This is a genomic window from Tsukamurella conjunctivitidis, assembly GCF_007858475.1.
Taxonomy (GTDB): domain Bacteria; phylum Actinomycetota; class Actinomycetes; order Mycobacteriales; family Mycobacteriaceae; genus Tsukamurella; species Tsukamurella conjunctivitidis.
In genome coordinates this window covers 43688-69232 of the sequence record NZ_VIGX01000002.1, presented here as the reverse complement: position 1 = coordinate 69232, position 25545 = coordinate 43688, and the positions used below count along the sequence as shown (strand labels likewise).

At 71.6% G+C, this 25545-nt stretch carries 27 protein-coding genes; 10 read left to right on the top strand and 17 right to left on the bottom strand.

All coding sequences use genetic code 11. The features are described from left to right. Entirely contained in the window at nucleotides 1-1029 is a 1029-nt protein-coding gene (fbaA, locus tag FK530_RS04110) for a class II fructose-bisphosphate aldolase (protein ID WP_146485713.1), read from the bottom strand. Nucleotides 1030-1076: 47 nt separating this feature from the next. On the opposite strand from fbaA, the gene FK530_RS04105 reads away from it, so the two are divergent. The 4 genes from FK530_RS04105 to FK530_RS04090 are packed head-to-tail and all read left to right on the top strand — an operon-like array spanning nucleotide 1077 to nucleotide 5960. Further along, complete coding sequence (locus FK530_RS04105; RefSeq protein ID WP_146485712.1) at nucleotides 1077-2948, top strand: Na+/H+ antiporter; 1872 nt, start codon at nucleotides 1077-1079, stop codon at nucleotides 2946-2948. 31 nt (nucleotides 2949-2979) lie between these two features. Next, on the top strand, nucleotides 2980-3702 hold the full coding sequence (locus tag FK530_RS04100; RefSeq protein ID WP_231706492.1) for a DedA family protein: 723 nt from the start codon (nucleotides 2980-2982) through the stop codon (nucleotides 3700-3702). 8 nt (nucleotides 3703-3710) lie between these two features. Continuing rightward, complete coding sequence (locus tag FK530_RS04095; RefSeq protein WP_191834155.1) at nucleotides 3711-4346, top strand: DedA family protein; 636 nt, start codon at nucleotides 3711-3713, stop codon at nucleotides 4344-4346. A gap of 24 nt (nucleotides 4347-4370) precedes the next feature. Then, on the top strand, nucleotides 4371-5960 hold the full coding sequence (locus tag FK530_RS04090; RefSeq protein WP_146485711.1) for an ABC-F family ATP-binding cassette domain-containing protein: 1590 nt from the start codon (nucleotides 4371-4373) through the stop codon (nucleotides 5958-5960). Nucleotides 5961-5967: 7 nt separating this feature from the next. Here FK530_RS04090 and FK530_RS04085 read toward each other — a convergent pair whose 3' ends face one another. After that, nucleotides 5968-6258, bottom strand: a complete 291-nt coding sequence (locus FK530_RS04085) for a type II toxin-antitoxin system RelE/ParE family toxin (protein ID WP_146485710.1) — start codon at nucleotides 6256-6258, stop codon at nucleotides 5968-5970. Continuing rightward, nucleotides 6255-6488, bottom strand: coding sequence for a type II toxin-antitoxin system ParD family antitoxin (locus tag FK530_RS04080; protein ID WP_146485709.1), 234 nt, complete (start codon nucleotides 6486-6488; stop codon nucleotides 6255-6257). Before FK530_RS04080 ends, FK530_RS04085 begins: the two co-directional genes overlap by 4 nt. Nucleotides 6489-6620: 132 nt before the next feature. Between FK530_RS04080 and FK530_RS04075 the strand changes: the two genes are divergently transcribed. Further along, the gene (locus FK530_RS04075; RefSeq protein WP_146485708.1) at nucleotides 6621-7556 is read left to right on the top strand and encodes an oxygenase MpaB family protein; all 936 of its coding nucleotides are present in this window, start codon (nucleotides 6621-6623) and stop codon (nucleotides 7554-7556) included. 7 nt (nucleotides 7557-7563) lie between these two features. Here the strand turns inward: FK530_RS04075 and FK530_RS04070 are convergent, their stop codons facing one another. The 6 genes from FK530_RS04070 to FK530_RS04045 are packed head-to-tail and all read right to left on the bottom strand — an operon-like array spanning nucleotide 7564 to nucleotide 12069. Continuing rightward, complete coding sequence (locus FK530_RS04070; protein ID WP_146485707.1) at nucleotides 7564-8412, bottom strand: alpha/beta fold hydrolase; 849 nt, start codon at nucleotides 8410-8412, stop codon at nucleotides 7564-7566. A gap of 28 nt (nucleotides 8413-8440) precedes the next feature. Then, the gene (locus FK530_RS04065; RefSeq protein ID WP_146485706.1) at nucleotides 8441-9556 is read right to left on the bottom strand and encodes a glycoside hydrolase family 76 protein; all 1116 of its coding nucleotides are present in this window, start codon (nucleotides 9554-9556) and stop codon (nucleotides 8441-8443) included. Between the two features lie 57 nt (nucleotides 9557-9613). Continuing rightward, nucleotides 9614-10321, bottom strand: coding sequence for a TrmH family RNA methyltransferase (locus tag FK530_RS04060; RefSeq protein WP_410468453.1), 708 nt, complete (start codon nucleotides 10319-10321; stop codon nucleotides 9614-9616). Continuing rightward, nucleotides 10318-10866, bottom strand: coding sequence for an orotate phosphoribosyltransferase (gene pyrE / locus FK530_RS04055; RefSeq protein ID WP_146485705.1), 549 nt, complete (start codon nucleotides 10864-10866; stop codon nucleotides 10318-10320). The genes FK530_RS04060 and pyrE overlap by 4 nt, the downstream gene beginning before the upstream one ends. Before the next feature lie 32 nt (nucleotides 10867-10898). Beyond that, nucleotides 10899-11594: a TtfA family protein gene (locus FK530_RS25755; protein WP_158645023.1), complete on the bottom strand. Its 696-nt coding sequence runs from the start codon at nucleotides 11592-11594 to the stop codon at nucleotides 10899-10901. Nucleotides 11595-11625: 31 nt separating this feature from the next. Next, on the bottom strand, nucleotides 11626-12069 hold the full coding sequence (locus tag FK530_RS04045; protein ID WP_146485704.1) for a hypothetical protein: 444 nt from the start codon (nucleotides 12067-12069) through the stop codon (nucleotides 11626-11628). Between the two features lie 116 nt (nucleotides 12070-12185). Between FK530_RS04045 and FK530_RS04040 the strand changes: the two genes are divergently transcribed. Then, nucleotides 12186-12572: a YidH family protein gene (locus FK530_RS04040; protein WP_146485703.1), complete on the top strand. Its 387-nt coding sequence runs from the start codon at nucleotides 12186-12188 to the stop codon at nucleotides 12570-12572. Beyond that, complete coding sequence (locus tag FK530_RS04035) at nucleotides 12569-12832, top strand: DUF202 domain-containing protein (protein WP_146485702.1); 264 nt, start codon at nucleotides 12569-12571, stop codon at nucleotides 12830-12832. Before FK530_RS04040 ends, FK530_RS04035 begins: the two co-directional genes overlap by 4 nt. A 185-nt stretch (nucleotides 12833-13017) precedes the next feature. Here the strand turns inward: FK530_RS04035 and FK530_RS04030 are convergent, their stop codons facing one another. Both FK530_RS04030 and FK530_RS04025 read right to left on the bottom strand, forming a co-directional pair. Beyond that, the gene (locus FK530_RS04030) at nucleotides 13018-13395 is read right to left on the bottom strand and encodes a PPOX class F420-dependent oxidoreductase (RefSeq protein ID WP_146485701.1); all 378 of its coding nucleotides are present in this window, start codon (nucleotides 13393-13395) and stop codon (nucleotides 13018-13020) included. Next, nucleotides 13392-14420: an alpha/beta hydrolase gene (locus tag FK530_RS04025; protein WP_146485700.1), complete on the bottom strand. Its 1029-nt coding sequence runs from the start codon at nucleotides 14418-14420 to the stop codon at nucleotides 13392-13394. The genes FK530_RS04030 and FK530_RS04025 overlap by 4 nt, the downstream gene beginning before the upstream one ends. 137 nt (nucleotides 14421-14557) lie before the next feature. Between FK530_RS04025 and FK530_RS04020 the strand changes: the two genes are divergently transcribed. Next, nucleotides 14558-16030, top strand: coding sequence for an FAD-dependent oxidoreductase (locus FK530_RS04020; protein WP_146485699.1), 1473 nt, complete (start codon nucleotides 14558-14560; stop codon nucleotides 16028-16030). Nucleotides 16031-16093: 63 nt separating this feature from the next. Next, entirely contained in the window at nucleotides 16094-16408 is a 315-nt protein-coding gene (locus FK530_RS04015) for a cupin domain-containing protein (protein WP_146485698.1), read from the top strand. A gap of 59 nt (nucleotides 16409-16467) precedes the next feature. Here the strand turns inward: FK530_RS04015 and clpB are convergent, their stop codons facing one another. The 4 genes from clpB to FK530_RS26840 all read right to left on the bottom strand — a co-directional run bounded on the left by clpB (nucleotide 16468) and on the right by FK530_RS26840 (nucleotide 22477). Continuing rightward, on the bottom strand, nucleotides 16468-19020 hold the full coding sequence (gene clpB / locus FK530_RS04010; RefSeq protein ID WP_146485697.1) for an ATP-dependent chaperone ClpB: 2553 nt from the start codon (nucleotides 19018-19020) through the stop codon (nucleotides 16468-16470). A 128-nt stretch (nucleotides 19021-19148) separates the two neighbouring features. Further along, nucleotides 19149-20738 (bottom strand): amidase, encoded by a 1590-nt coding sequence (locus FK530_RS04005; protein WP_205124172.1) that lies wholly within the window; start codon nucleotides 20736-20738, stop codon nucleotides 19149-19151. A 113-nt stretch (nucleotides 20739-20851) separates the two neighbouring features. Continuing rightward, a complete protein-coding gene (locus FK530_RS04000; protein ID WP_158645022.1) occupies nucleotides 20852-21484 on the bottom strand; it encodes an SGNH/GDSL hydrolase family protein in 633 nt (210 codons plus the stop codon). A 129-nt stretch (nucleotides 21485-21613) separates the two neighbouring features. Beyond that, complete coding sequence (locus tag FK530_RS26840; RefSeq protein ID WP_146485695.1) at nucleotides 21614-22477, bottom strand: SGNH/GDSL hydrolase family protein; 864 nt, start codon at nucleotides 22475-22477, stop codon at nucleotides 21614-21616. A 188-nt stretch (nucleotides 22478-22665) separates the two neighbouring features. On the opposite strand from FK530_RS26840, the gene FK530_RS03990 reads away from it, so the two are divergent. After that, nucleotides 22666-23814: an FAD-binding oxidoreductase gene (locus FK530_RS03990; RefSeq protein ID WP_158645021.1), complete on the top strand. Its 1149-nt coding sequence runs from the start codon at nucleotides 22666-22668 to the stop codon at nucleotides 23812-23814. 100 nt (nucleotides 23815-23914) lie between these two features. On the opposite strand, the gene FK530_RS03985 is transcribed toward FK530_RS03990, so the two are convergent. Beyond that, complete coding sequence (locus FK530_RS03985; protein WP_146486285.1) at nucleotides 23915-24310, bottom strand: heat shock protein transcriptional repressor HspR; 396 nt, start codon at nucleotides 24308-24310, stop codon at nucleotides 23915-23917. Nucleotides 24311-24312: 2 nt separating this feature from the next. Further along, nucleotides 24313-25545, bottom strand: coding sequence for a molecular chaperone DnaJ (gene dnaJ, locus FK530_RS03980; RefSeq protein WP_146485693.1), 1233 nt, complete (start codon nucleotides 25543-25545; stop codon nucleotides 24313-24315).

Sequence of the window (25545 nt, the reverse complement as noted above, 5' to 3'; positions counted from 1 at the left end):
CTACTTCTTGCTGATCGACTTGCCGGCGGAGTGCAGGTCGTTGCACGCCTCCACCACACGCTCAGCCATCGCGGTCTCGGCCTTCTTCAGGTAGGACCGCGGATCGTAGGTCTTCTTGTTGCCGACCTCGCCGTCGATCTTGAGGACCCCGTCGTAATTGCTGAACATGTGCCCCGCGACCGGACGGGTGAACGCGTACTGGGTATCGGTGTCGACGTTCATCTTCACCACGCCGTAGCTCAGCGACTCCTCGATCTCGCTCTTCAGCGAGCCCGAACCGCCGTGGAAGACGAAGTCGAAGGGCTTGCTGCCCGCGGGCAGGCCAAGCTTCTCCGAGGCGACGGTCTGGCCGTCGCGGAGGACCTCGGGCCGCAGCTTCACGTTGCCCGGCTTGTACACGCCGTGGACGTTGCCGAACGTCGCGGCGAGCAGGTAGCCCTCGGCCCCCAGCGCGTCGACGGTCTTCGCGAAGTCCTCGTTGCTGGTGAACAGCTTGTCGTTGATCTCGTTCTCGACGCCGTCCTCCTCGCCGCCGACCACGCCGATCTCGATCTCGAGGATGATCTTCGCGGCCTTCGACTTCGCCAGCAGTTCCTGCGCGATCTCGAGGTTCTCGTCCAGCGGCACGGCCGAGCCGTCCCACATGTGGGACTGGAACAGCGGGTTCTGGCCCTTGTCCACCCGCTCCTGCGAGATGGCGAGCAGCGGGCGCACGTAGGAATCGAGCTTGTCCTTCGGGCAGTGGTCGGTGTGCAGCGCGACCGTCACGTCGTACTGCGCGGCCACCACGTGCGCGAACTCCGCGAGCGCGACCGCACCGACCACCATGTCCTTGACGGCCAGGCCGGAGCCGAACTCGGCGCCGCCGGTGGAGAACTGGATGATGCCGTCGCTGCCCGCATCGGCGAAGCCCTTGATCGCCGCGTTGATCGTCTCGCTCGACGTGCAGTTGATCGCCGGGTAGGCGTAGCCGCCCTCGCGGGCGCGGTCCAGCATCTCCCGGTAGGCCTCGGGGGTTGCGATGGGCATGTCTGTCCTCCTGAGCGGTTCGGCGTTTCAGTGAAAGACTATCGCCCATGGAGCTCGCTGTTGGGCTGGTCGCCCTCGTCGCCACGGTTCTGGTGGTCAGTGCATTCTGTGATCGCCTCGGTCTCGCCGCACCGTTGGTGCTGACGGTGGTCGGCATCGGGGCGTCGTTCATCCCCGCGGTGCCCGACGTGCCGCTCAACCCCGACGTGGTGTTGCTGGGGTTGCTGCCGCCGCTGCTGTACGCGGCGGCGTCGAAGGCCTCGCTCGTCGACTTCAAGGAGAACATCCGCCCGATCGGGATGCTGTCCGTCGGGCTGGTGCTGTTCACCGCCGCCGCCGTCGGCGTCGTGGCGTCGTACCTGCTGGACATCCCGTTCGCCGCCGGGCTGGCGCTGGGCGCCATCGTCGGGCCGCCCGATGCGGTGGCGGCGACGGCGGTGGGCCGGCGCATCGGCCTGCCGCGCCGCGTCACGACGCTGCTCGAAGGCGAGTCGCTGTTCAACGACGCGACGTCGATCGTGCTGCTCCGCACCGCCATCGCGGCGGTCGCGGGCACCATCGGATTCTGGCAGGTGGTGGGCTCGTTCGCGCTCAGCGCGGTCGGCGGCGTGGTCGGCGGCGTGGCCGCCGCCCTGCTGATCCGGTTCGCGCTCCGGCGCCTGACGGATCCGGTGCTCACCACCGGCATCAGCCTCATCAGCCCGTGGATCGCGTACCTGCCCGCGGAGCACATCCACGCGTCGGGCGTGGTGGCGACGGTCGTCGCGGGGCTCGTCGTCGCGTACAAGGCGCCCACCGACCAGACGGCGATCGGCCGGATGTCGGCGCGGATCAACTGGAACACCATCCAGTTCCTGCTCGAGAACGCCGTCTTCCTCCTCATCGGCCTGCAGATGCGGACCATCTTCGAGGGCGCTGACCGCTCCCCCATCGGCTGGCCGCTCATCATCACCACCTGCGTCGCCGTGATGCTCACGGTGATCCTCGCGCGCATGGTGTGGTGCGCGCCGTCGGCCCTCATCGCGATCAAGGTGGACGACGCGAACGAACGACTCACCGCCGGCGAGACGACGGTGCTGTCCTGGGCCGGGATGCGCGGCGTGGTCACCCTGGCCGCCGCCTTCATCCTCCCGATGGACTTCCCCGACCGCGAGGTCCTCGTCTTCGCCGCCATGGTCGTGGTGGCGGGCAGCCTCCTGATCCAGGGCTCGACGCTGCCCGCGCTCGCCACACTGCTGCGCGTGCAGGGGCCGAACGCCCGCACCGACGCCCTGCAGCAGGCCGTCGTGATGCGGTCCGCACTCAACGCGGGCCTCGCGCGGCTCGACGAGATCGCCGCGAGTCCGGAGAACACCGTCCCCGCCACCGTGCTCGACGGGGTGCGCGAGCACACCATCAACCGCGAGCGGGCGTTCTGGGAGCGCCTCGGCCCGGACTCCGCGAACACCCCGGCCGCGCAGCTGCGCGCGGTCCGGCTGCAGATGATCGCCGCCGAGCGCGACGAGGTGCTGCGGATGCGCGACGCCGGCCAGGGCGATCACGAGGTGCTCGAGCAGGTGCTCTCGAACTTCGACGTGGAGGAGGCGATGCTGGAGGTCTCGGCGGTGCGCAGCGAGCGCATCGCGGTGGCCGAACTGCTCACGCCGCCGTGGGCGCAGGACGAATGTGACCATCTTCGCGTTTCGGACGAACTCGCCGACCCGGTGCCGCTCAGCTCCGACTGCCTCGAGTGCGTGGAATCCGGACAGAACCCCGTCGCCCTGCGACTGTGCCTGACCTGCGGACACGTGGGCTGCTGCGACTCCTCCGAGGGCAAGCACGCGACGGTCCATCACGAACTCACCAATCACCCGGTGATCCGCAGCTTCCAGCCGGGCGAGTCCTGGCGCTGGTGCTACATCGACGAACTGTTGAAGTAGAACCCGCGTCCGGGCCGGTATTCTGGTCGGCGTGCCTCTCAACGACCTGACTCTGGCCGCCTCGACCACCATGCAGGCGTTCGCCCTCAAGGACATCACCGATCCGGTGGCCGTCCTCAACGCCTTCGGCGGCATCGCCCTCGTGGGCCTGCTGCTGGTGGTGTTCATCGAATCCGGCGTGCTGTTCCCGGTGCTCCCGGGTGACTCGCTGCTGTTCGTCGCCGGCCTGCTGACCGCCGCCGGGACCGGCACCGCCGTCGGCGAGGCGACGTACACCGGCTCGGCGATGTCGCTGCCGGTGCTGCTGATCGCGACGCCCATCGCGGCGATCCTCGGCTCGCAAGTGGGCTACTTCATCGGCCGGTTCGGCGGCGAGAAGTTCTTCAAGCCCGATGCGCGTTTCCTCAAGACCAAGTACCTCGACGAGTCGCACGAGTTCTTCGAGAAGTACGGCCCCGCGACGCTGATCCTCGCCCGCTTCGTGCCGTTCGTGCGCACCTTCGCGCCGATCGCCGCCGGCGCCGCGAAGATGCACTACGCCAAGTTCGTCATCTGGAACGCGGTGGGCGCCGTGATCTGGGCCGACGGCATCCTGCTGCTCGGCGTCTGGCTCGGCAAGATCGACTGGGTCCGCGAGAACATCGACAAGATCTTCATCGGCATCGTGCTGGTCTCGGTGTTGCCGATCGTGTGGGGCGTCGCGAAGAAGTACCTCGCGGGGCGGCGCGCCGCTGCCGCCGATTCCGGCGCCTAGGCCCGTCCGTGCTCGAATTCGTCCAGACCGCCGGGCCGGTGATGATCTGGCTCGTCGTGGCCGGGTTCGTCTTCTGCGAGTGCGCCTTCATCATCGGACTGTTCCTGCCCGGCGACTCGCTGCTCCTCACCGCGGGGCTCGCGATGGCGACCACCGGCCACTCGGCGATGTCCGTCTGGGGCCTCGCGGTGGCCGCGTTCCTCGCAGCGATCGCCGGTAACCACGTGGGCTACGGCATCGGCGTCAGAATGGGCGATCACGTGCTCGCCAAGAAGGACGGCCGGTATCTCAACGCGCACAACCTGCACCGGGTCAAGGAGCTGATGGACAAGCACGGATTCTTCTCCGTGCTCATCGCCCGCTGGATCCCGTGGGTCCGCACGCTGTGCCCGCTGGTCGCCGGCGCGGTCGGCATGGACAAGCGGAAGTTCACCGTCGCCTCGGTTCTGGGCTCGCTGATCTGGGCGCCGTTCCTGCTGCTCGTGGGCTACTACGCCTCGTCCGCGCTGCAGGACTACAAGTGGGTCCTCGACTGGGCGCTGCGCGGGATGATCGTCATGCTGGTGGTCGGCACGATCGTCGGGATCGTCGGCTACCGGCGGGAGATGTCGAAGCCGAACGTCACCGTCGACCTCGATGACTGACCGCTCGCCGTCCGGGCGACCGGCATGACCGTCCTGCAGACCCGCGACCTGTCCGTCGCATACGCCGACCGCACCCTGTTCTCCGGGCTCGACCTCGTGATCGCACCGGGCGACGTGGTCGGGCTCGTGGGCGCGAACGGCGCCGGCAAGTCCACGCTGCTCAAGCTGCTCGCCGGGGTGGGCGCGGATGGCGGCCCCGACGTCACCGGCACCGTCGAGCTCTCCCCCGCCGACGCAGAGGTCGGATACCTGGCGCAGGAGCACGAGCGCCGCCCGGGCGAGACGGTCGCGGAGTTCGTCGCCCGACGGACCGGTGTCGCCGCGGCGCAGGAGGCGATGGACGCCGCAGCGCTCGCGCTCGGCGGCGCCGACCTGGACCAGCGGCTCGCGACGATCCTGTCCGACGTGGGCCTCGACGACGCGGACGCCGCGATGACGGGGCTCTCGGGCGGGCAGGCCGCCCGTGCGGGCCTCGCGGCGGTGCTCGCGTCGCGCTACGACGTGCTGCTGCTCGACGAGCCGACCAACGACCTGGACCTGGCCGGCCTCGAGCTGCTGGAGCGCTTCGTGGCCGAGGCGGCGACCGCGATCGTCGTGGTCTCGCACGACCGCGAGTTCCTGGCGCGGACGGTGACCGTCGTCGTGGAGCTGGACCTCGCGCAGCAGCAGATCGGCGTCTACGGCGGCGGTTACGAGGCCTACCTGGTGGAGCGGGAGGTCGCGCGGCGGCACGCGCGCGAGGAGTACGACGAGTACGCGGGCAGGCTCTCCGACCTGCAGGAGCGCGCGCAGATGCAGCGCAACTGGATGGAGCACGGCGTCCGCAACGCCCGCCGGAAGATGAAGAACGGCTCCGACCCCGACAAGGCGGGCCGCAAGGCGCGGCTGGAATCGACGGAGAAGCAGGCGTCGAAGGCGCGGCAGACCGAGCGCGCCATCGAGCGGCTCGAGGTCGTCGCGGAGCCGCGCAAGGAGTGGGAGCTGCGGATGGAGATCGCGGCCGCTCCGCGCAGCGGGACGGTCGTGGTGACCGCGTCCGGGGCCACGGTGTCCTACCCGGGACTCACCGTCGGGCCGGTGTCGGTGAGCGTCGAGTACGGCGACCGGATCCTGCTCACCGGCCCGAACGGGGCCGGGAAGTCCACGCTGCTGGGGCTGCTGCTCGGGCGTCTGGCCCCGTCCGCGGGTTCGGTCGCACTCGGTGCCGGGGTCGAGGTGGGCGAGGTCGACCAGGCCCGGGGCCGCTTCCTGTCCGACGGTCCGCTGCTGGACGCCTTCTGCGCGGAGGTGCCGGAGACGCCGCCCGCCGACGTGCGGACCCTGCTCGCGAAGTTCGGGCTGCGCGGGCATCACGTGCTGCGTCCGGCCTCGTCACTCTCCCCCGGCGAGCGGACCCGCGCCGCGCTCGCACTGCTGCAGGCACGCGGCGTGAACCTGCTGGTGCTCGACGAGCCGACCAACCACCTCGACCTGCCCGCCATCGAGCAGTTGGAGCAGGCCGTCGAATCCTTCGACGGCACCGTCGTCCTCGTCACGCACGACCGGCGCATGCTCGACACCGTCCGCGCGACGCGGCGCTGGCGCATGGCCGACGGTGCCCTGACCGAGGACTGAAGCTCCGTCAGAGGTGCCGCGTGGGGTCCATGCGCTGATGCAGGACGCGGACGACATCGATCCCACCGCTGCGTGCTCGATAGAAGATCAGGTGGCTCCCGATCGCGTATCGCCGATAGCCGTCACGGACGTCGTCGCACGCCCGACCCCGGTCGGGATCCTCGGCAATGCGCTCGATCGCGGCACGGATCTCGACGAGGTACGCCTCCGCCTGCCGAACGTCCCAGCGCTCCTCCGTGTAATCCCAGATCGAGGAGAGGTCGTGCCGCGCGGCAGGGGTGAGCCGAAACGCGTTCACGCTTTCTTGGCGGCGAAGAAGTCGTCGAAGTCGAAGGGCTCCGGGTCACCGCTCTGCTCGCCGGCGATCAATGCGTCGCGGAGCGAGGCCATTCGGGTCTCGTGATCCTCGAGCATGCGGAGTCCCGCACGGACGACCTCGCTCGCGGATCGGTAGCGGCCCGTCGCCACCTCTCGAGCGAGGAACTCGGTCATGTGGTCATCGAGGCTGATCGAAGTGTTCGTCGCCATGTCCCGCAGATTACCAATGATTGGTACATGTGGCCATCAGGTCCAGGCCACGCACGTTGTCACACCGAGTGTGACCTCTTGCACATCTGTATAAGTCGACTTACAGTGAGGTCAGCCCACGGAGGAGACGTCATGCAGTTACCTGCGGCCCGCTCGCTGCGGCCCTGGAAGATCGACCGCAACCGCGGCCTGGACCCGGAGACCGACTTCGTCGAGATCTCCCGGAACCTCGGGACCTACGACTTCCCGTGGGACATCACCCAGGCACTGAGCTTCGCGTTGTTCCGGACGTACGCGGTGCCCAGCATCGGCCGCCTGTTGGCCGACACTGGCGAGTTCACCGAGCGGGTCCAGAAACGCTACGACGACACCGCGCTCCTCCTCGAGGTCCCGCTGCTCAAGGGCTTCGCCAGCCCGGAGGGCAAGTCCGCGATCCGGCGCATCAACCAGATGCACAAGATGTACGACATCTCCGACGACGACATGCGCTACGTGCTGTGCACCTTCGTCGTGGTGCCGGTCCGGTGGATCGCCGACTACGGCTGGCGCGAGCTCACCGAGGCCGAGAAGCTGGCGACGGTCCGCTACTACCAGTCGCTCGGCAAGCACATGGCGATCCCGAACATCCCCGCGACGTACGACGAGTTCGCCGACTACATGGACCGCTACGAGGCCGAGCACTTCGCCTTCGACGAGGGCGCCCGCCGCGTCGCCGACTCGACCCTCGCACTACTCAAGAGCTTCTACCTCGCGCCCGTGCGCCCGGCGATCGGCGTCTTCAGCCGCGCCCTCATGGACCCGCCGCTGCTGCGCGCCTTCCATTACGACGATCCCGGGCCGCTCGTGCGGCGGCTCTCGACCGCCGCGATGACGCTGCGGGCCCGCTTCCTCGCCGTGATGCCGTCGCGGCGCACACCCGCACTGGTGCGGAACAATCATCGGATCCGCAGCTACCCGAAGGGTTTCCGCACCGAGGCGCTGGGCACCTTCGCCCCGGGTTGCCCGGTGCACCGCGGCACCGCGGCCGGGGCCACCGCCGCGGACGCCCCGCACCTGGAAGCGGGCTAGGCGCCGCTCACGCCTCCCGGCCGAGGACGTGAGCGCGGAGTGCGGGGATCACCACGTCCCATGTCGCGGGCGGTGGGATCTCGTGCCCCGGCCCGTGCAGTGCGAGTAGTCGCGCGTCCGGGATCATCCGCGCCAGCGCCTCGCCGTGCGGCAGCGGGAACATCGGGTCGTCGGCACTGTGGATCACGAGCGCCGGGGCGGCGATCGCCGCGGGATCGACGGGCGGCGCGGGCTCCGCGAGGAAGTGGTTGTTCAGCGACGACGCCATGTTCCGCGTCCGGCGCACCTCGCGCGCCGCGATCGTCCGCGTCCGTTCCTCGTCGAGGCCACCGGGGCCGGCGTAGGGTCGTTCGACGGCGACGCGGTAGTCGATGACCGCCGCCTCGTCGGACCAGTCGATCTCCGGCGGCGCCTCCTCGAAGCTCGCGGCCACTGCGGGCGCCGGGCCGGGCAGCGGGCCGCGGTCGCCGCCGGCCGGGCTGGACTCGATCAGCGTCAGCGACAGCACCCTGCCGGGTTCCCGTACCGCCACCGTCTGGCCGATCCCTGCGCCCATCGACATGCCGACGAGGTGCGCGGCGTCGATGCCGAGCGCGTCGAGGATCCGCACGGGGTCGGCCGCGAGGTCGGTGCCGGTGTAGTCCGGGGCCCCGGGCGGCGAGGCCGCGGACTGCCCGGTGTCGCGATGGTCGTAGCGGATCACCCGCAGGTCGTCGCCCGCGAGTAGCGCGCAGAACTCCGGTGTCCACCAGTCCATCGACTGCCCGCCGCCGGCGACGAGCAGCACCGTCGGGCCGTGGGCCGGCCCCGTCGCGTCGACCGCGAGCGCGGCACCGTCGACCTCGATGACCTGCATGGCGACCTCCTCGGTCCCGGCGCCCGGCTCAGCTCCGTGCGAGCGCCGCCGCGGCCTCCATCGCCATCCAACCACCGACCTGCACCGACAGGTCGCGTTCCGGGGTCTCGCTGGACCGCACGGTGCCGCCGGTGAAGTAGGCGGGCGCGTCCGTAGTGCCCGGGATCCGGGCGTCGCGGGTCCAGTCCGCGGAGAACAACACGCGCCCGTCCAGCTCGCGGGTCCCGCGCCAGGCCGCCTCCGCGGACGCGAAGACGATCGCCGACGCCGTGTCCCGCGCGTCCTCCGCGCCCGGGCCGCGCAGGGACCGCGCCGCGAGCGCCAGGTAACGGATGAGGATGCCGTTGAACAGGCCGCCGTCGCCCCCGTCACCGCCGATGATGACGTCGCCCTCGGTCATGTGCTCGGCGACCGCAGCGATGAGTCCCGCGGCGCGGACCGCGTGCGTGGGCGCCAGGTCCGAGGAGAGCTCCGTGTCCAGGCCGATCGTGACGCCCTGGTTGTAGGAGTACTTCTCCGGGTAGATCTTGCCGACCTCGGGGCTGTCGTAGTCGCCGTCGACCCCGTCGTTGATCAGCCCCGTCTCCAGGTCGAGCAGCCGCCGGTACAGCCAGTCGGAGGTCTCCTCCGCGCGCTCGAAGCGCCCCATCCGGGCGAGGAAGATCCCGGCCGGGCCGTTGGCGGGCGCGTTGAGGAAGAGCCCCTTCGTCCGCCAGGTGATGCCGCCGCCGGCGTCGGGCACCCAGGCGTCGTAGAGGACGTCGCGCAGCACCCGCAGCCGGCGGTGCGCGTTCAGCCCGGCGTGCCGCTGCGCGCGCTCCAGCGCGAGCCCCATCCATGCCATGTCGTCGTAGTAGGAGTTGGTGACGCGCAGCAGGTTGCGCAGCCGGTGGCCGCGGGCGATGCGCAGCACCAGCTTCCGGGTCGACGGTGCGCCGTCCCGCACGTAGGCGTCCACGGCCACGTCGAGCAGGTGCGCCTGCCACCAGTAGTTCCAGCTGACGAACAGCGCATCACGCCGGGTCGCCGGGTACGCGGGGGTGCCGAGCAGGGTGCCGGGGATGCCCCAGACGGGTTTCAGGTGCCGCTCCACGACCGCGGCCTGCGCCGCGGCCGCACGCTGATTCCACTCGACCGAACTCATGATGACATCACATCACGGGTCACCGACGTGTGCACGTCCGCGCAGGTCAGCGAGCGGTCACCACGCCGCGTCGAGGTCGGCGTGCTCGCGGACCCAGGCGTGCATGGCGATACCGGCCGCGACGCCGACGTTGATCGAGCGGGTCGACCCGAACTGGGCGATCGACACCGTCGTGCCGGCGACGTGCCGCGCGCCCCCGGAGACCCCCGGTCCCTCCTGTCCGAACAGGAGCAGGCAGCGCCGGGGCAGCGGGGCGCGTTCCAACGGCACGGAGCCCGGCAGGTTGTCGACGGCGACGATCGGCAGGTCGCGCTCCGCGCACCAGGCGGCGAGGGCGTCGACGTCCGCGTGGTGGTGCAGGTGCTGGTAGCGGTCGGTGACCATGGCGCCGCGCCGGTTCCACCGCCGACGCCCGACGATGTGCACGGCCCGGGCGCCGAAGGCGTTGGCGGTGCGCACGACGGTGCCGATGTTGGCGTCGTGGCCCAGGTTCTCGATCGCCACCTCGAAGGGGTGCCGGCGCGCATCCAGGTCGGCGACGATCGCCTCCCGCGTCCAGTACCGGTAGGCGTCGACCACGTTGCGGCGATCGCCCTCGGCGAGCAGCTGCGGGTCGTACCGGGGATCGGTCGGGGCGGGCTCGCCGGGGTGCTCGTCGGCCCACGGCCCCAGCCCGACGGTGTGCGGTCCGGGCAGGCCCGTCACCCACTCGGTCGGCCCGAGTTGCTCGTCCGGGCCCCCCGCGGCGTCGGACGAGGAGGTCACAGCCCCAGGTCGGCGAGGCCGAGCACCGAGCGGTACTCGAGGCCCTCGGCGGCGATGACGTCGGCGGCGCCGGTGGCGCGGTCGACGACGGTCGCGACGCCCACGACCTCGGCGCCGATGTCGCGGAGCGCACGGACGGCCGTGAGGGGCGAGTTGCCGGTGGTCGTGGTGTCCTCGACGACGAGGACGCGCTTGCCGACGACGTCGGGGCCCTCGACCTGGCGCTGCATGCCGTGCGCCTTCGCGGCCTTCCTCACGACGAAAGCGTCGATCGGACGGCCGGGCGCGTGCATGACGGCGGTGGCGACCGGATCGGCGCCCAGGGTGAGGCCGCCGACGGCGGTGAAGTCCCAGTCGGCGGTGAGCTCGCGCAGCAGCGCGCCGATCAGCGGGGAGGCCTCGTGGTGCAGCGTCGCGCGGCGCAGGTCGACGTAATAGTCCGCCTCACGGCCGCTGGAGAGCGTGACCTTGCCGTGCACGACGGCCAGCGCGCGGACCAGCTCGGCGAGCCGGGCCGTGGCCGTCGGGTCGAGCGATGCGCTCACGTTCGATCCGCTCACTCCGTTCCCGGCGCCGGTCACCGTCCGGACTCCTTGCCGGAGCGGACGGGCACGGGCTGGCCCGGGTCGCGGGGCCCGCCCGACGTGACGACGCGCGCGTGGCCCTCCGGCGGGAGGACGCGGAGCAGGTCGCCGAAGCGGCGCACGGCTTCGAGCGCCTCGTCGAGGTCGTCGGGGTCGTCGGTCACGGCCGTGGACGCCAGCGTCCACTCGCCCTCGTTCCACAGCGACTCGATGTAGTCGGGCACCTGCTCGGCGAACGTGATCATGCGGCGATCGGCGACGCGGCGCGCGACCTCGGCGTTGTTCGTGTACAGCACGCGCGGCCCCAGCGCGCCGAGCGGCTCCATGCCGGGCTCGGCGGGACCGGGCCGGCCCTCGGGCCGCAGGTCGAGCAGGGCGCCCGACGTCGCGCCCCGGCTCACGGCCACGACCGTGACGGTGTCCTGCAGGTCGAAGACGTAGGCGGCCGCACCGAAGTAGCTGCCGTAGGCGACGTCGACGATCGGCGGGTCACCGGCGACGGCCATGCCGCCCCGGTGGAACTCGTCGTGCAGGGACGGGTCGGCCGCGCTGTAGACGAACTCGCGCTCGGCGGCCCAGTCGGCGCGTTCGGAGTTCATGGCGGGCGTGTGGTTGCGCTCATACCAGATGAGCGCGGCGGCGAGCGCCGCGCAGACCACCGCGAGGATCAGGAACACTACGTACGACATCGCCACTACAGTAGCGCGTCGACCGGGGACTTCACCCGACCGACGGAGTTCCGGCGACCGAGATCTGACCCGCGTAGATCGCCAGGGCCGACTTCCCGTCGGCGCTCACCTGGATCATGACCACGTCGCCGACCTCGATATCGGACAGCGTGCTGCCGTGCGTGGTGGTCACCTGGGTGGTGGGGCCGGTGCGCAGGACGACGGTGCGGCCGTCGGGCGCCGAGCGCACCGTCACGGCGCCGTCGCCGACGGAGATCACCGCGCCGATGACCTCCCGCCCCGGCGTGATGGCGACGGAGCGCTGATCGCTGACGGAGACGCCGGCGGACTGGGCCGCGGGGAGCACGCGGCGGGCACTGCCCAGGTCGGCGGACATGTGCAACGCGTATGCGATGCCCGCGCCGACGACACCGATCCCCAGGAGACACAGGACCACGGCGGGCCAGGGGCCGCGGGAGCGCGCGTCACCACCCACGGCGACCACCTCCTCGCATGCGTTCCCGTCCTCATCGTGCGCCTCGTCGAGCGCGCCCTGCGCGAAACTATTCGTCGTGTCTGAGACGGGCCTGTGAATGTGACGGGCGAATCTCTATGCACCCCGCTAGCGTTGTCGGCGTGGGACGACTGTGGCCGCCGCGCGCCCTCACCGATGGTGAGGCGCCGGACGCGCGGTTCACTCTGGCGAACGAGCGGACCTTCCTCGCGTGGATCCGCACCGCGCTCGGGCTGGTCGCGGCGGCGGTCGGTCTGGAGGCCTTCGCACCGCATGTCGTGCCCTCGCCCGTGCGCACGCCGCTGGTCGTGGTGCTGCTGCTCGTCGCCGCCGGCCTGGCGGGGTTCGCCTTCGTCCGCTGGGTGTCGGTCGAGGGTGCGATGCGGACCGGCCGGGAGCTGCGCGGCTCCCCCGCCACGCTCGTCCTCGCGGCGCTGATCCTGGTCGCGGGCGGCGTCCTGGCGGTGTCGCTGCTGGTGACGTGAGCGCACCGTCGACCCTGGCCGCGGAGCGGACCCAGCTCGCCCGGGTGCGCACGGTCGTCGCGGTGCTCCTGACCGCGGCGATCGTCGGCCGCGCCGCGCTGTCGAGCTGGCCGGCCGCGGCGCTGGTGTGCCTGGTGGTGGCCGTGGTCGCCGTCGCCTCCCGCCTGCACCGGGCGCCGCTCGGGCCCGGCCGCGCAGCGGCCTTCGTCGGGCTCGTGGTGGCGCTCGCGGCGGTGGGCCTGGTCGAGACGCTGCGCTGATGCGGCCGCGGCTACCCCGGCGAGCCGGGCCTTCTCACCACTGCCGCCCCGGACTGCGTCGCTCACCTCGGCCTGCTGCCTGCCGTCGAGCGGCGTCACGACGCGTCACGCTGACGGAAACCGCGTTCGAGTTCGGCCACGATGGACATACTTCGTCCTGACCGCACGTCGACGCGGTTTCGGAATCACTCCGCGTCGCGGACCCGGATCCCGACGGTCCCGCCCGATCCCCGTCGGAGCTTGGAACCGGTCACGGTGAGCCAGCCGAGGATCCCGTACTTCTTCGCGATCTTCGACGCGGCCTCACCGCCGTCGAAGACCTCGCCCGTGCCCGCGACCTCGGGGCCCGTGGTCTTCTTGCCGCGCGCGTCGCAGGCCTGGACCAGTACCGACGGGTTGCGCCGCAGCCGCTTGACCTTCCAGGAGTCGCTGACGGTCCACACCACGAGGTCGGCACCGTCGCGCACGGCCCAGATCGGGGTCGCGACGGGGGTGCCGTCCTTGCGGAAGGTGGTCAGCAGGACGTACTTGACGTCCGCGACATCAGCGACGGTCGAAGTCATGCACCCAGCGTAACCGGCCAGGACGCAGGGACGCTGCGGGCGATCCAGCCCGCGATCGCCGCGCTGACCTCGGCGGGCTTCTCCTCCCCCATCCAGTGCCCGGAATCGACGATCACCTCGGTGAGGTCCGTGCACGCCGCGCGCATCGGGTCGGCGAGCCCGGTCCCCACGGTGTCGAGGGTCGCGTCGTAGCGGCCGTGCAGGAACAACGCCGGCTTGTCGATCCGGCCGTCGTCGAGTTCCGTCTTCGCGTACTCGACGTCGGCGGGGGTGTTGACGTACCAGGAGTTGGGTCCGGCCATGCCGTTCCGCTCGAAGGCCGCGACGTAGACGGCGTGGTCCTCGGGGGTGAGAACCGCCGGGTCGTGCGGCAGCTGCGGCACCGGACCCCCGCCGAACCAGCCGCCGTTCCGGGTGACCAGCGCAGTGGGCGCCGGGCCCTCGAGGTGGCGCGGATCGCCGCTGCGGAACAAGGCGGCGACGAGGCCGGGAATGTCGCTCTCGAACTGGGACGTCGCCTCGTCGAAGGCCTTGAGGTAGTGCACCTGGTAGTCCCACTGGCCGTACGGGTACTCGTTGGCGGGGTACTTGTCGCGGTCGATGAGGTCGAAGGGCGAGGGTCCGCTCGCCGGGAAGTGCGGGACGTTGAGCGAGGCCACCGCGTCGACGACGTCCGGATGGTGGGTGGCGATGTTCCACACCACGGGCCCGCCCCAGTCGTGGCCGATCCAGATCGCGCTCGACCGCCCGAGCGCGGCGAGCAGCTCCAGCATGTCGGTGACCGCCTCCTCCCGGCGGTACGCGCTCTTCTCGGGATGCACGGTCGACGATCCGTAGCCGCGCATGTCGGGCGCGACGCACCGGAAGCCGAGCGCGCCGAGGGCGCGCAGCTGGTGCCTCCAGGTGTAGCCGAGCTCGGGCCAGCCGTGCACGAAGATCAGCAGCGGGCCGTCGGCGGGGCCGGAGGCGAGGTACGACGTGGTGTGGCGCGCGGTCCGCACGACGTGCGGCGTCAAGGTCGTCATGTCTCCACCCTGACACGTCGCCGCGCCGGGAGCGGAGCGAGCGGGCGGATCGACACGGCGCCGGGAGCGGAGCGAGCGGGCCGGATCTCCACGGCGAGCCCCTTGCCCCCGCGCCGTCGGCGGCACAGTATCGAGGCATGCCCCACGTGATCGTCCAGAACTGCTGCAACGACGCGTCGTGCGTCCCCGAGTGCCCCGTCGACTGCATCCACCCCACGCCCGACGAGCCGGACTACGCCACCGCCGAGATGCTCTACATCGACCCGGACGTGTGCATCGACTGCGGCGCCTGCATCGACGCGTGCCCCGTCTCCGCGATCACCACCGATTACGAGCTGACCACGGAGATGGCGCCGTTCGAGTCGATGAACGCGGAGTACTACGAGGCGGTGGGCTCGGCCGCGGACCGCGACCACCCGTTCACCGACCCGCGGATCGGCCGCAAGCGTCCGTCGTCGGACGCCGAGACGCTGAGCGTCGCCGTCGTGGGCGCCGGTGCGGCGGGGCACTACGTGGTGAGCGAGTTGCAGCATCGCATCGACGTCCGGGCCACGATCGACGTCTACGAGCGGCTCCCGGAGACCGGCGGGCTGGTGCGCTTCGGCGTGGCCCCCGACCACGCCGACACCAAGAAGGTGCAGGAGCAGTTCGCGAAGTCGCGCACGCAGTCGGGCGTGACCACGCACCTGGGCGTGCGGATCGGCGAGGACGTGACGCACGAGGACCTGGCCCGGTCGCATCACGCGGTGGTGTACGCGGTGGGCTCCCTGCACGGCCGCGACCTGGGCCTGCCGGGTGCCGACCTGCCGGGTGTCACCGCCGCAGCGGACTTCGTGGCCTGGTACAACGGCCATCCCGATTTCGCCGGCCTCTCCGTCGCGCTCGCGCACGAGCGCGTCGTGGTGCTGGGCAACGGCAACGTCGCGCTCGACGTCGCGCGGGTCCTCACCGCCGACCCCGAGACGTTCGCCGGCACCGACATGACCGAGGAGGCCCTCGCCGCGCTGCGGGATTCGCAGGTGCGGGAGGTCGTGATCCTCGCCCGACGGGGCCCGGAGCACGCCGCCTTCACCGCGCCGGAGCTGGTGGGGCTGGCCCGTACCGTGCCCGTGGTGGTCGAGCCGGGCGACCTCGAGGACGCCGGCGACGAGCCCGCCGACGCGCAGGCCCGCTACTACCGCGCGCAGAAGCTGTCGCTGTTGCGTGCGCTCCCGGCGGCGGATTCCGGCCCGGACGGCCGGCGGGTCGTGCTGCGGTTCGGGACCGCGCCCACCGCGATCACCGCGGCCGACGGTGCCCTGATCGTCGCCGTCGACGACCACGGCGCACCGTCGGAGCTGGAGTGCGGCCTGGTCCTGCCGTCGATCGGGCTGCGCGGCACCTCGGTACCCGGAGTGCCCTACGACGAGGCCACCGGCACCATCCCGAACGCGGACGGCCGGGTCCTCGGTCCCGACGGTGCCGCGCTCGCCGGCGTGTACGTGGCCGGCTGGTGCAAGCGCGGTCCGACCGGCGTGATCGGCACGAACCGCTTCGACGCCCGCGGCACCGTCGACGCCCTGATCGCGGACTTCCACGCCGGCGTGCTGTCGGCGCCCGAGGCACGCTGAACCGCCTGCGTGCGACTGATTCGCTAGGCTTCGGAGGCCGCCGACCCCCTACCCGGAGGACCCATGCGCTTCGTCACGACCAGCGATTTCACCCCGGAGAAGCCATGGGATGCCATCGATCTCGCGTCACTACACACCGCGACGGTGCGACTGCACTGGACCGATCGGGAGTACGTCTGGCATCGGAACGACGGCATCGAGGTGTTCGCTGTCGTAGCCGGTGAGGTCGACATGCACTATCGCGATGAGCACGGCGAGGAGCACGTACGCAGGCTGTCGCCCGGAACCGTCTGTGTCGCCGAGGTGGGCGACGAACACAAGGCGGTACCTGTCGGCGAGGCGAGCATCCTCGTCGTCGAGAAGGCCGGTTCCATCTGATCGCGACACCGATACGACTGTGGCCGGGCCCGCCAGGACCCGGCCACAGAGGGACGTGATCAGCTGATGATCAGCCGGTCGCCGTCGTCGCTGACGGTGACGTGCACCGTGTCGCCGTCACGGATGTCGCCCGCGAGCAGCGCCTTGGCGAGCTGATCGCCGATGGCCTGCTGCACCAGGCGGCGCAGCGGCCGGGCGCCGTAGAGCGGGTCGAAACCCCGCTCCGCGAGCCAGCCCTTGGCCTCGTCGGAGACCTCGAGCTCGAGTCGACGCTGCGAGAGCCGCTTGCGCAGCTGGTCCAGCTGGATGTCGACGATGCCGGTCAACTGGTCCGAGCTCAGCGAGTCGAAGATCAGCACGTCGTCGAGCCGGTTGATGAACTCCGGCTTGAACTTCGCGCGCACCGCGGCCATCACCTGCTCGGGCGTGCCGCCCGCGCCGAGGTTCGACGTGAGGATCAGGATCGTGTTGCGGAAGTCCACCGTGCGGCCCTGGCCGTCGGTGAGCCGGCCCTCGTCGAGCACCTGGAGCAGCACGTCGAAGACGTCCGGGTGCGCCTTCTCGACCTCGTCGAACAGCACCACCGTGTAGGGGCGGCGCCGCACGGCCTCGGTCAGCTGGCCGCCGGCCTCATAGCCGACGTACCCGGGAGGCGCGCCGACGAGCCGTGCGACGGAGTGCTTCTCGCCGTACTCCGACATGTCGATGCGCACCATGGCGCGCTCGTCGTCGAAGAGGAACTCCGCGAGGCCCTTCGCCAGCTCCGTCTTGCCCACGCCCGTGGGGCCGAGGAACAGGAACGAGCCGGTGGGCCGGTTCGGGTCCGCGACACCGGCGCGGGTGCGGCGCACCGCATCCGAGACCGCGGTGACCGCGGCCTCCTGGCCGATCACGCGCTTGCCGATCTCCGACTCCATGCGCAGCAGCTTCGCCGTCTCGCCCTCGAGCATGCGGCCGGCGGGGACGCCGGTCCAGGCGGAGACCACGTCGGCCACGTCGTCGGGGCCGACCTCCTCCTTGAGCATGACCTCGCCGTCGGAGGCGGCACCCGACGTGGCGACGGCCTCGTCGAGTTGCTTCTCCAGCGCGGGGATCTGGCCGTAGCGCAGCTCCGCCGCGCGCCCGAGGTCGCCGTCGCGCTCGGCGCGCTCCGATTCACCCTTGAGGGTCTCGAGCTGCTCCTTGAGGGAGCGCACCGAGTCGATGGCGCCCTTCTCGTTCTGCCAGCGCGAGGTGAGCTGGGCCAGCTTCTCCTTGTGATCGGCGAGCTCGCCGCGCAGCTTCTCCAGGCGGTCCTTCGACGCGGCGTCGGACTCCTTGGACAGCGCCATCTCCTCGATCTCGAGGCGACGGACCAGCCGCTCCTCGGCGTCGATCTCCTCGGGGCGGGAGTCGATCTCCATCCGCAGGCGCGACGCGGCCTCGTCGACGAGGTCGATCGCCTTGTCCGGCAGGAAGCGCGACGTGATGTAGCGGTCCGAGAGCGAGGCGGCGGCGACCAGCGCGGAGTCGGTGATGCGCACGCCGTGGTGCACCTCGTAGCGCTCCTTGAGGCCGCGCAGGATGCCGACGGTGTCCTCCACGCTCGGCTCGCCGACCAGCACCTGCTGGAAGCGGCGCTCGAGCGCGGCGTCCTTCTCGATGTACTGGCGGTACTCGTCGAGCGTGGTGGCGCCGACGAGTCGGAGCTCGCCGCGGGCCAGCATCGGCTTGATCATGTTGCCCGCGTCCATCGCGGAATCGCCGGTGGCCCCGGCGCCCACGATGGTGTGCAGCTCGTCGATGAAGGTGATGATCTGCCCGGAGCTGGCCTTGATCTCGTCGAGGACGGCCTTGAGCCGCTCCTCGAACTCGCCGCGGTACTTGGCGCCCGCGACCATCGAGCCGAGATCGAGCGAGATCACCGTCTTGCCGCGCAGCGACTCCGGCACGTCGCCGGTGACCACGCGCTGGGCCAGGCCCTCGACGATGGCGGTCTTGCCGACGCCGGGCTCGCCGATGAGCACCGGGTTGTTCTTGGTGCGCCGGCTCAGGACCTGCACGACACGACGGATCTCGTTGTCGCGCCCGATGACCGGGTCGAGCTTGCCCTCGCGGGCCCGCGCGGTGAGGTCGGTCGAGTACTTCTCGAGCGCCTGGTACTGCCCCTCGGGGTCCTGCGAGGTGACCTTCGCGCTGCCGCGGACGGCCGTGAAGGCCTCGCGCAGCTCCTGCGGGGTGGCGCCGGCGGACGTGAGGAGCTGAGCGGCCTCGCCGCCCGCCTCCGCGAGCCCGTAGAGCACGTGCTCGGTGGAGACGTACTGGTCGCCCATCTCAGTGGCGAGCTTCTGCGCGGCGCTGATCGACGCGATGGACTCGCGGCTGAGCTGCGGCGTGGTGGTGGAGCCGCTGGCCTTCGGCTTGCGATCCACGCTCTCCTGTGCGCGGTTGCGCATGGTGACGGGGTCCACCCCGACCGCCTTGAGCAGCGGTGCGGCGATCCCGTCGGTCTGGTCGAGCAGCGCCACCAGCAGGTGCGCCGGAGAGATCTCCGGGTTCCCCGCGGCGGACGCCGCCTGCAGGGCCGAGGTCAGCGCGGCCTGCGTCTTGGTGGTGGGCTGGAACGAATCCACGTACTTCCTCCTGGGTCGTCTCGAACACGTCGTGCACCCTGAGCGCTCTTCACTCAAGTATGCCTTCTGTGTCCTTCAACGCGCAGACTCTTGAGTCTGTTCCACTCAACCCTGCTTTCCGCGGTGACTCACCTCACATGAAGGGCCGGCGCCCGGCGGACCTTCTCGATCTGCTCCAGCGCGGCGGCGTACCGCACCAACGCGGCGTCGGAACCGCTTCCGCCCAGGAACGACAGCCCGAGCGGGAGTCCGTCCGGGTCGTAGCCGGCGGGCACCGTGACCTGCGGGTAACCGGCCGTCGAACTCTGCCGGGTCGACGAGGTGAAGGGTCGCTCGGGCGGCCCCTGCCGGTCGACGCGGGGCGCCGCCTCGGCGGTCGGTGTCACGATCGCGTCCAGCCGCAGGCGCGCCATCACGTCGTCGATCGCGCGCCGGGCGGCGGCCGTGGCCGCGGCCCGGCGGGCGCGGTGGGCGGGCGCGGTGAGGTCACCGTCCGACGCCTCGGCGGCCTCGAAGAGGTCCTGCCCGAACAGCGGCAACTCGACTCCGGCGTGGGCGCGTCCGAAGGCGATCAGCCCGGCGAGGTCCCGCGGGTGCGTCCCCGGCGTCGCGGCGAGGTAGGCATTGAGGTCGTGCTTGAACTCCGTCATCAGCGCCGGGACCAGGTCCTTCGCGACGATGCGGTCGATCGCGGGAACGTCGGCACCGTCGACCACGGCGGCGCCCGCCGCGCGGAGCCTACGCACCGCGTCCTCGAAGGCGCGGTCCACCGCCGGGTCGAGGCCGACGCGCCCGGTCCGCCACAGCCCGATGCGCTTGCCGCGCAGCGCATCGGCGCGCAGGTCCGTCGGGATCCGCACCTGGGTCGACGATGCCGTGGCGGAGTCGGCGCGGTCCTGCCCGGCCATCGCCCGGAGCGTGAGAGCCGCGTCGGTCACCGACCGGGCGATCGGTCCGGGGGTGTCCTGCTGGGCCGTGATCGGCACGATCCCCGTCCGGCTCACTACGCCCACCGTCGGCCGGATCCCGGCGGTCGAGGTCATGGACGCCGGGCACAGCACCGATCCGTCGGTGTCGGTGCCGATCGCGACCACGGTCAGGCCCGCCGCCACCGCCGCGGCGGCGCCGCTCGACGATCCGCAGGCGCTGCGGTCGAGCGCGTACGGATTGCGGGTCTGTCCCCCGACGGGGCTCCATCCGGCGATGGCCTCGGAGCTGCGGAAGTTGGACCAGACCGAGAGGTTGGACTTCCCGAGGATCACGGCACCCGCGTTCCGGAGGGCGGTCACCACGTGCGCGTCGCGGGCGGGGCGCGCACCGTCGAGCGCGGTCGAGCCGGCGGTGGTCCGCATACCGTCCGCGGTGTCCATGTTGTCCTTGAGCAGCACCGGGATGCCGTCGAGGGGGCCGCGCACGGCACCCGCACGACGTCGCGCATCGCTGGCCTCGGCCGAGCGCACGGCGTCGGGATTCGTCCGGATCACCGCACGCAGGCCCGGATCGACGCGGGCGATCCGGTTCTCGAGCGCGCGCGTGAGGTCTCGCGAGGTCAGCCGGCGACCGTCCATCGCGCGCTGGAGGTCGGGGATGGTCGAGCGTTCGAGGAGTTCCGCGACCGCCGTGCTCGACAGGGGTTCGGCGCTCGCCGTCGCCGGGGCCGGGAGGATCGCCGCCGTCGCGACCAGGACCGCGGCAGGACGCCGCCAGGAGTGCTTCACCCGATGACCGTATGCGGCGGGCGGACTCGGCACCCTGACGCGCGCACCCCTTTCCCGGGTGGTGCCCGCACTACCCCGCGACCGGGTCCGGCGCGGAGAGCGGCCGTGAACGGTCAGGCCAGCGCGGCGACGCGCTCGGCTAGTTTCTGGTGCGTCGCCGCGTCGGGGTGCCCGTCGCTGCTGGCCCCGTAGACCCAGCCCTCGGTCAGCGGCGAGATGACGGACACCGACGGATCGACGGCGCGGGCGGCGCCGACGATCGTCGCCTCGGTGGTGCGGGCGTCGGGGCCGCTGCCGCGGACCGACGGGAAGACCGTGATGAGCGCGACCCTGGCGTTCGGCGCCTGCGACCGCACCGTGGTGATCACCTGCCGCACCTGGCCGTCGATCGCGGCGGGTGCGGCGCCCACGTCGTTGGAGCCCGCCTGCACGACGACGAGCGCCGGGTCGCGGCCGGCGAGGTTCGCGGCCCGGGTCAGCCCGGCGATGGCGCCGTCGTTGTATCCCGCCCCGCCGCGGGCGCTGAGGTACACCGAGCGGCCGGCGATGGCGCTGATCATCCGCGGATAGGCCACGACGCCGGGTACCTCGTAGCCCGTCGAGATCGACGCCCCGATCACGACGATCGGCCGGGAGTCGGTGGTCCGCGGTGCGGCCGCGGGCTCGGCGGCGGCGGGCCCCCCGCTCACCGACGCGACCACCACGGCTCCGATTCCGACCATTGCACCGAAACGCGACACGCTCATGCCGACATCTTGACACAACACCAGCCGCATGAGTAACTTCCGCCCCTTGGCTCACTCGGACGACCGGGGCGCCCCCGGAAACGACGGAGCCCCCACCGACAGCGGTGGGGGCTCGCGCTCGCGCGGGTGTCAGACCAGGCCGGAGACCCGCTCGGCGATCCGCTCGTGCGCGGCGGCACCGGGGTGCCCGTCCTCCGACGCGCGGTAGGTCCAGCCCTCGTTGAGCGGGGAGATCACGGCGACGTTCGGGTCGACGGACCGCGCCGCGCCGATGATCGCGGCGTCGGTGCGGCGGGCCGCGGCGCCGTTGTGGATCGACGGGAAGACCGTGACCACGGCGATCTTCGCGCCGGGCGCCTGCTGGCGCACCGTCGAGACGACCTGCCGGACCTGGCCCGCGACGAGGGCCGGGGGCGCGCCGACGTCGTTCGTACCCGCCTGGAGCACCACGAGCGACGGATTCTGTGCAGGCAGGTTCGCGGCGCGGGTGAGGCGGGCGATGGAACCGTCGGCGTACCCGGCGCCCACACGGGAGCTGACCGCGACCGGTCGACCCGACAGCGCGGCGACCTGGCGCGGGTAGGCCTGCGCCGCGGACACCTCCTTACCCGAGGAGACGGAGGCGCCGATGACGACGACCGGCCGGCGATCGACGGTGCCGCCCCGCAGCGCGGGTCCCGCGGACGCCGCCTTCGCGGCGACCGGCCGCGCGACGGGCTTCCCCGCAACAGGCTTCGCAGCCGCCGACTTCGCAACGAAAGGCTTCGCGGCGACCGGCTTCGCAGCCACGGGCTTCGCGGCGACGGGCTTGGGCACGACGACCGGCTTCACGCGCTGCACGGCCGTGGACGCGGCGGGTGCGTCGGCGGCCGGCGTCGGCCCCGTATCGGCGGAAGCGGCACCGGCGGCGATCGGCGCGAGGGCGATGCCCGTCCCGACGGCGATGCCGTACCCGATGCGGCGCACGCGGCGACTGACTCGCAAAGCGACCATGCGGTGGAACCCTCTCTTCGAGTTCATCGATCCCTCGGCACGATCCCCGCGCCCCGGGAGAAAGATACTCGACCGGGCGGTTCGGTGCAGAACCGGGCGCGCCGTGCGCGCGACGATGTGATGGAGGAAAAGCCGCAGGTAGGATGGGCCCGTCAACGCAGGGATCGGAAGGCAGGAGCGGAGCGGCAGTGGGTGCGCATGCACGGCACGGTCTGGCGCAGATCGCGGCTGATCTCCGCCCCGTGGCGGACGACTTCACGAAGGGCCTGTTCGCCCGGCTGTTCGCGATGGATCCGTCGTTGCGCGATCTCTTCCCCGCCAACATGACGGGACACCGCGCCGTCTTCCTGCGCGTGCTGGACCACGTCTTCACGTCGATCCCGAAGACCGAGGGGCACGACGAACTCATCGAGTTCCTCGCGCAGCTCGGGCGGGATCATCGCAAGTACGGCCTCACCGAGGCCCACTACGAGACGATGTCGGCGGCGATCATCGCCGAGGTGCACGCCGTCTACAAGCCCCACGGCGGGCTCGACGACGAGGACGCCGCGGTGCTCGAGCAGGGCGTGCAACTGCTCACCGGCGTCATGCGCGGCGGCGCGCACTCCGATCCGACGCCCGCCCGGCGCACGGCCCGCGTCGTGGAGGTGCTGCGACCCCATCCCGGCCTGTCGGTGGTGCGGCTCCTGGCGGACGATCCGCTGCTCTTCCGGCCCGGCCAGTACGTGGAGACGCAGATTCCGCAGGTGCCGCGCGTGTGGCGGCCGCTGTCGCTGGCGATGCCGCCGAACACGCAGGGCCAAGTGGAGTTCCACATCCGCTCCGTACCGGGCGGCTACCTCTCCAGCACCGTCTTCGGCGAGACGCGCGCGGGCGACGTGTGGCAGTTCGGGCAGGTACACGGGCTCCTGCGGCCCGACGGTGACCGCCCCGTCACGATGATCGCCGGTGGCACGGGCCTCGCGCCGATGAAGTCGATCCTGCTGGCGATGTCCATGAACGCGAACAACCCCGACGTGCACCTCCTGGTGGGGGCGCGATCGCCGGGGCTGCTGTACGACTCGGACTCGCTCGCGCCGCTGGCGGCGACGAATCCGTGGCTCAAGGTGACGCAGGTGACGGATGCGCGACGGGATCCGTGGTGGCTCAAGCATCCCGCCACCGCCTACCGCGCGCTCCCGTTGCGGCACGGCTCGCTGGTGGAGGCGATGGACGGCCTGGATCTCACCGGCCACCGCGTGCTCATCGCCGGCCCGAAGGGCCTGCTGCGCGCCGCGAGCGAGAAGGCCGTGGAGCGGGGCGCCGCACCGGAGGACGTGGTGCACGACCCGCTGTGAGCGGACGTCGGCGACGCCGCTCCGGATGCGCGGCGACGACCCAGGACGCGCCACGGCCCCGGGGTCGTCGGACTCCCGGGGCCGTGACGAGGCCTTCTGCTCAGCCCTTGCGGCGACTCCGCGGCTGCCAGACCACCATGGCGGAGGATTTCGGCACGTGCACCAGTTCGCCTCCGCGGCGGACGTTCTCGACCTGTGCGGTGAGTTCCTCGACCCGACGTTGCAGGGCGTCCACCTGGTTGGTCAGGTCGATGATCCGCTTGATCCCGGCGAGGTTCACGCCCTCGTCCTGCGAGAGGCGCTGCACCTCGCGGAGCAGGTCGACATCGCGCGAGGAGTAACGCCGGCCCCCGCCCGCCGACCGCTCGGGCGTCACGAGCCCGAGCCGGTCGTACGTGCGGAGGGTCTGCGCGTGCATCCCCGCGAGTTGCGCAGCAACCGAGATCATGAACACGTGCGCGTCCGGATCCTCGGGGAACTGCTGGTCGACGTTCATCATTACGCCCCCGCAGCGGTTCCGGCGCCCGCCCAGCCGCCCCGCGGGTCGAAGCCCGCGGCACGCTCGGCCTCCGCGTAGTCGCGCAGCGCCTGCTGTGCCCGCTCGTCCAGCGACGGGGGAACCGCGACCTGCACCTTGACGAGCAGATCGCCGTGGCCGCCCGCCCGCTTGGGAACGCCGCGGCCGCGTACCCGGAGGGTGCGACCGTCGGTGGTCCCCGCCGGGATCTTCACGCCCACGGGCTGTCCCAGCGTGGGGACGGTGACGGTGGATCCCAGCGCCAGCTCGGCGAAGCTGACGGGCAGGGTGACCAGCAGGTCGTCGCCGTTCCGGGTGAAGACGTCGTCGGCGCCCACGTGGACGGTGACGAACAGGTCGCCCGAGGGCGCCCCGCGCATCCCGGCCTGCCCCTGGCCCGCCAGGCGGATCCGCTGGCCGTCCTTGACGCCGGGCGGGATCTTCACGTTCACCGTGCGGGTGCGCACGGTGACGCCGGTGCCGTTGCAGTCCGTGCAGGGATCGTCGATCACCGAGCCGGTGCCGCGGCAGTCCGGGCACGGCTCGGAGAAGCTGAACGCTCCCTGATTCCGGCTCACGAGCCCGGAACCGTTGCACGACTGGCAGACCCGCGGGCTGGTGCCCGGCTTGGCGCCGGACCCGTGGCAGGTCGTGCAGGGCGACGGTGAGGTCAGCGTGATCGGCGTGGTCACGCCCAGCGTGGCGTCCCGGAAGCCCAGCGTCAGCTCGGATTCCAGATCGCTGCCGCGACGCGGCCGCGTCGGCTGCGGGCCGGGCGCCTGCCCGGCGCCGCCGCGGTTGAACAGGCCCTCGAAGATGTCCCCGAAGCCGCCTCCGCCGTTGCCGGACGCGGCACCGTCGAAGATGTCCGAGAACGAGAACCCGCCCCCGCCGCCGCCGGTGTTGCCGAAGCCGCCGGACCCGAACCCGCCACCGCCGCCGTAGCCGCCCGCACCGCCGGAGCCGAATCGACCGCCGCCGAACAGGCGCCGCGTCTCGTCGTACTCCTTGCGCTTGGCCGGATCGGAGAGCACGGCGTGCGCCTCGGAGACCCGCTTGAACCGCTCCTCGGCCTGCGTGTTGCCCGGATTCGCGTCCGGATGCAACTCACGGGCGAGCTTGCGGTAGGCCTTCTTGATCTCGTCGGCACTCGCGCTGGAGCTGACGCCCAGCTCCTTGTAGAAGTCCTGTTCAACCCATTCCCTCTGTGCCAC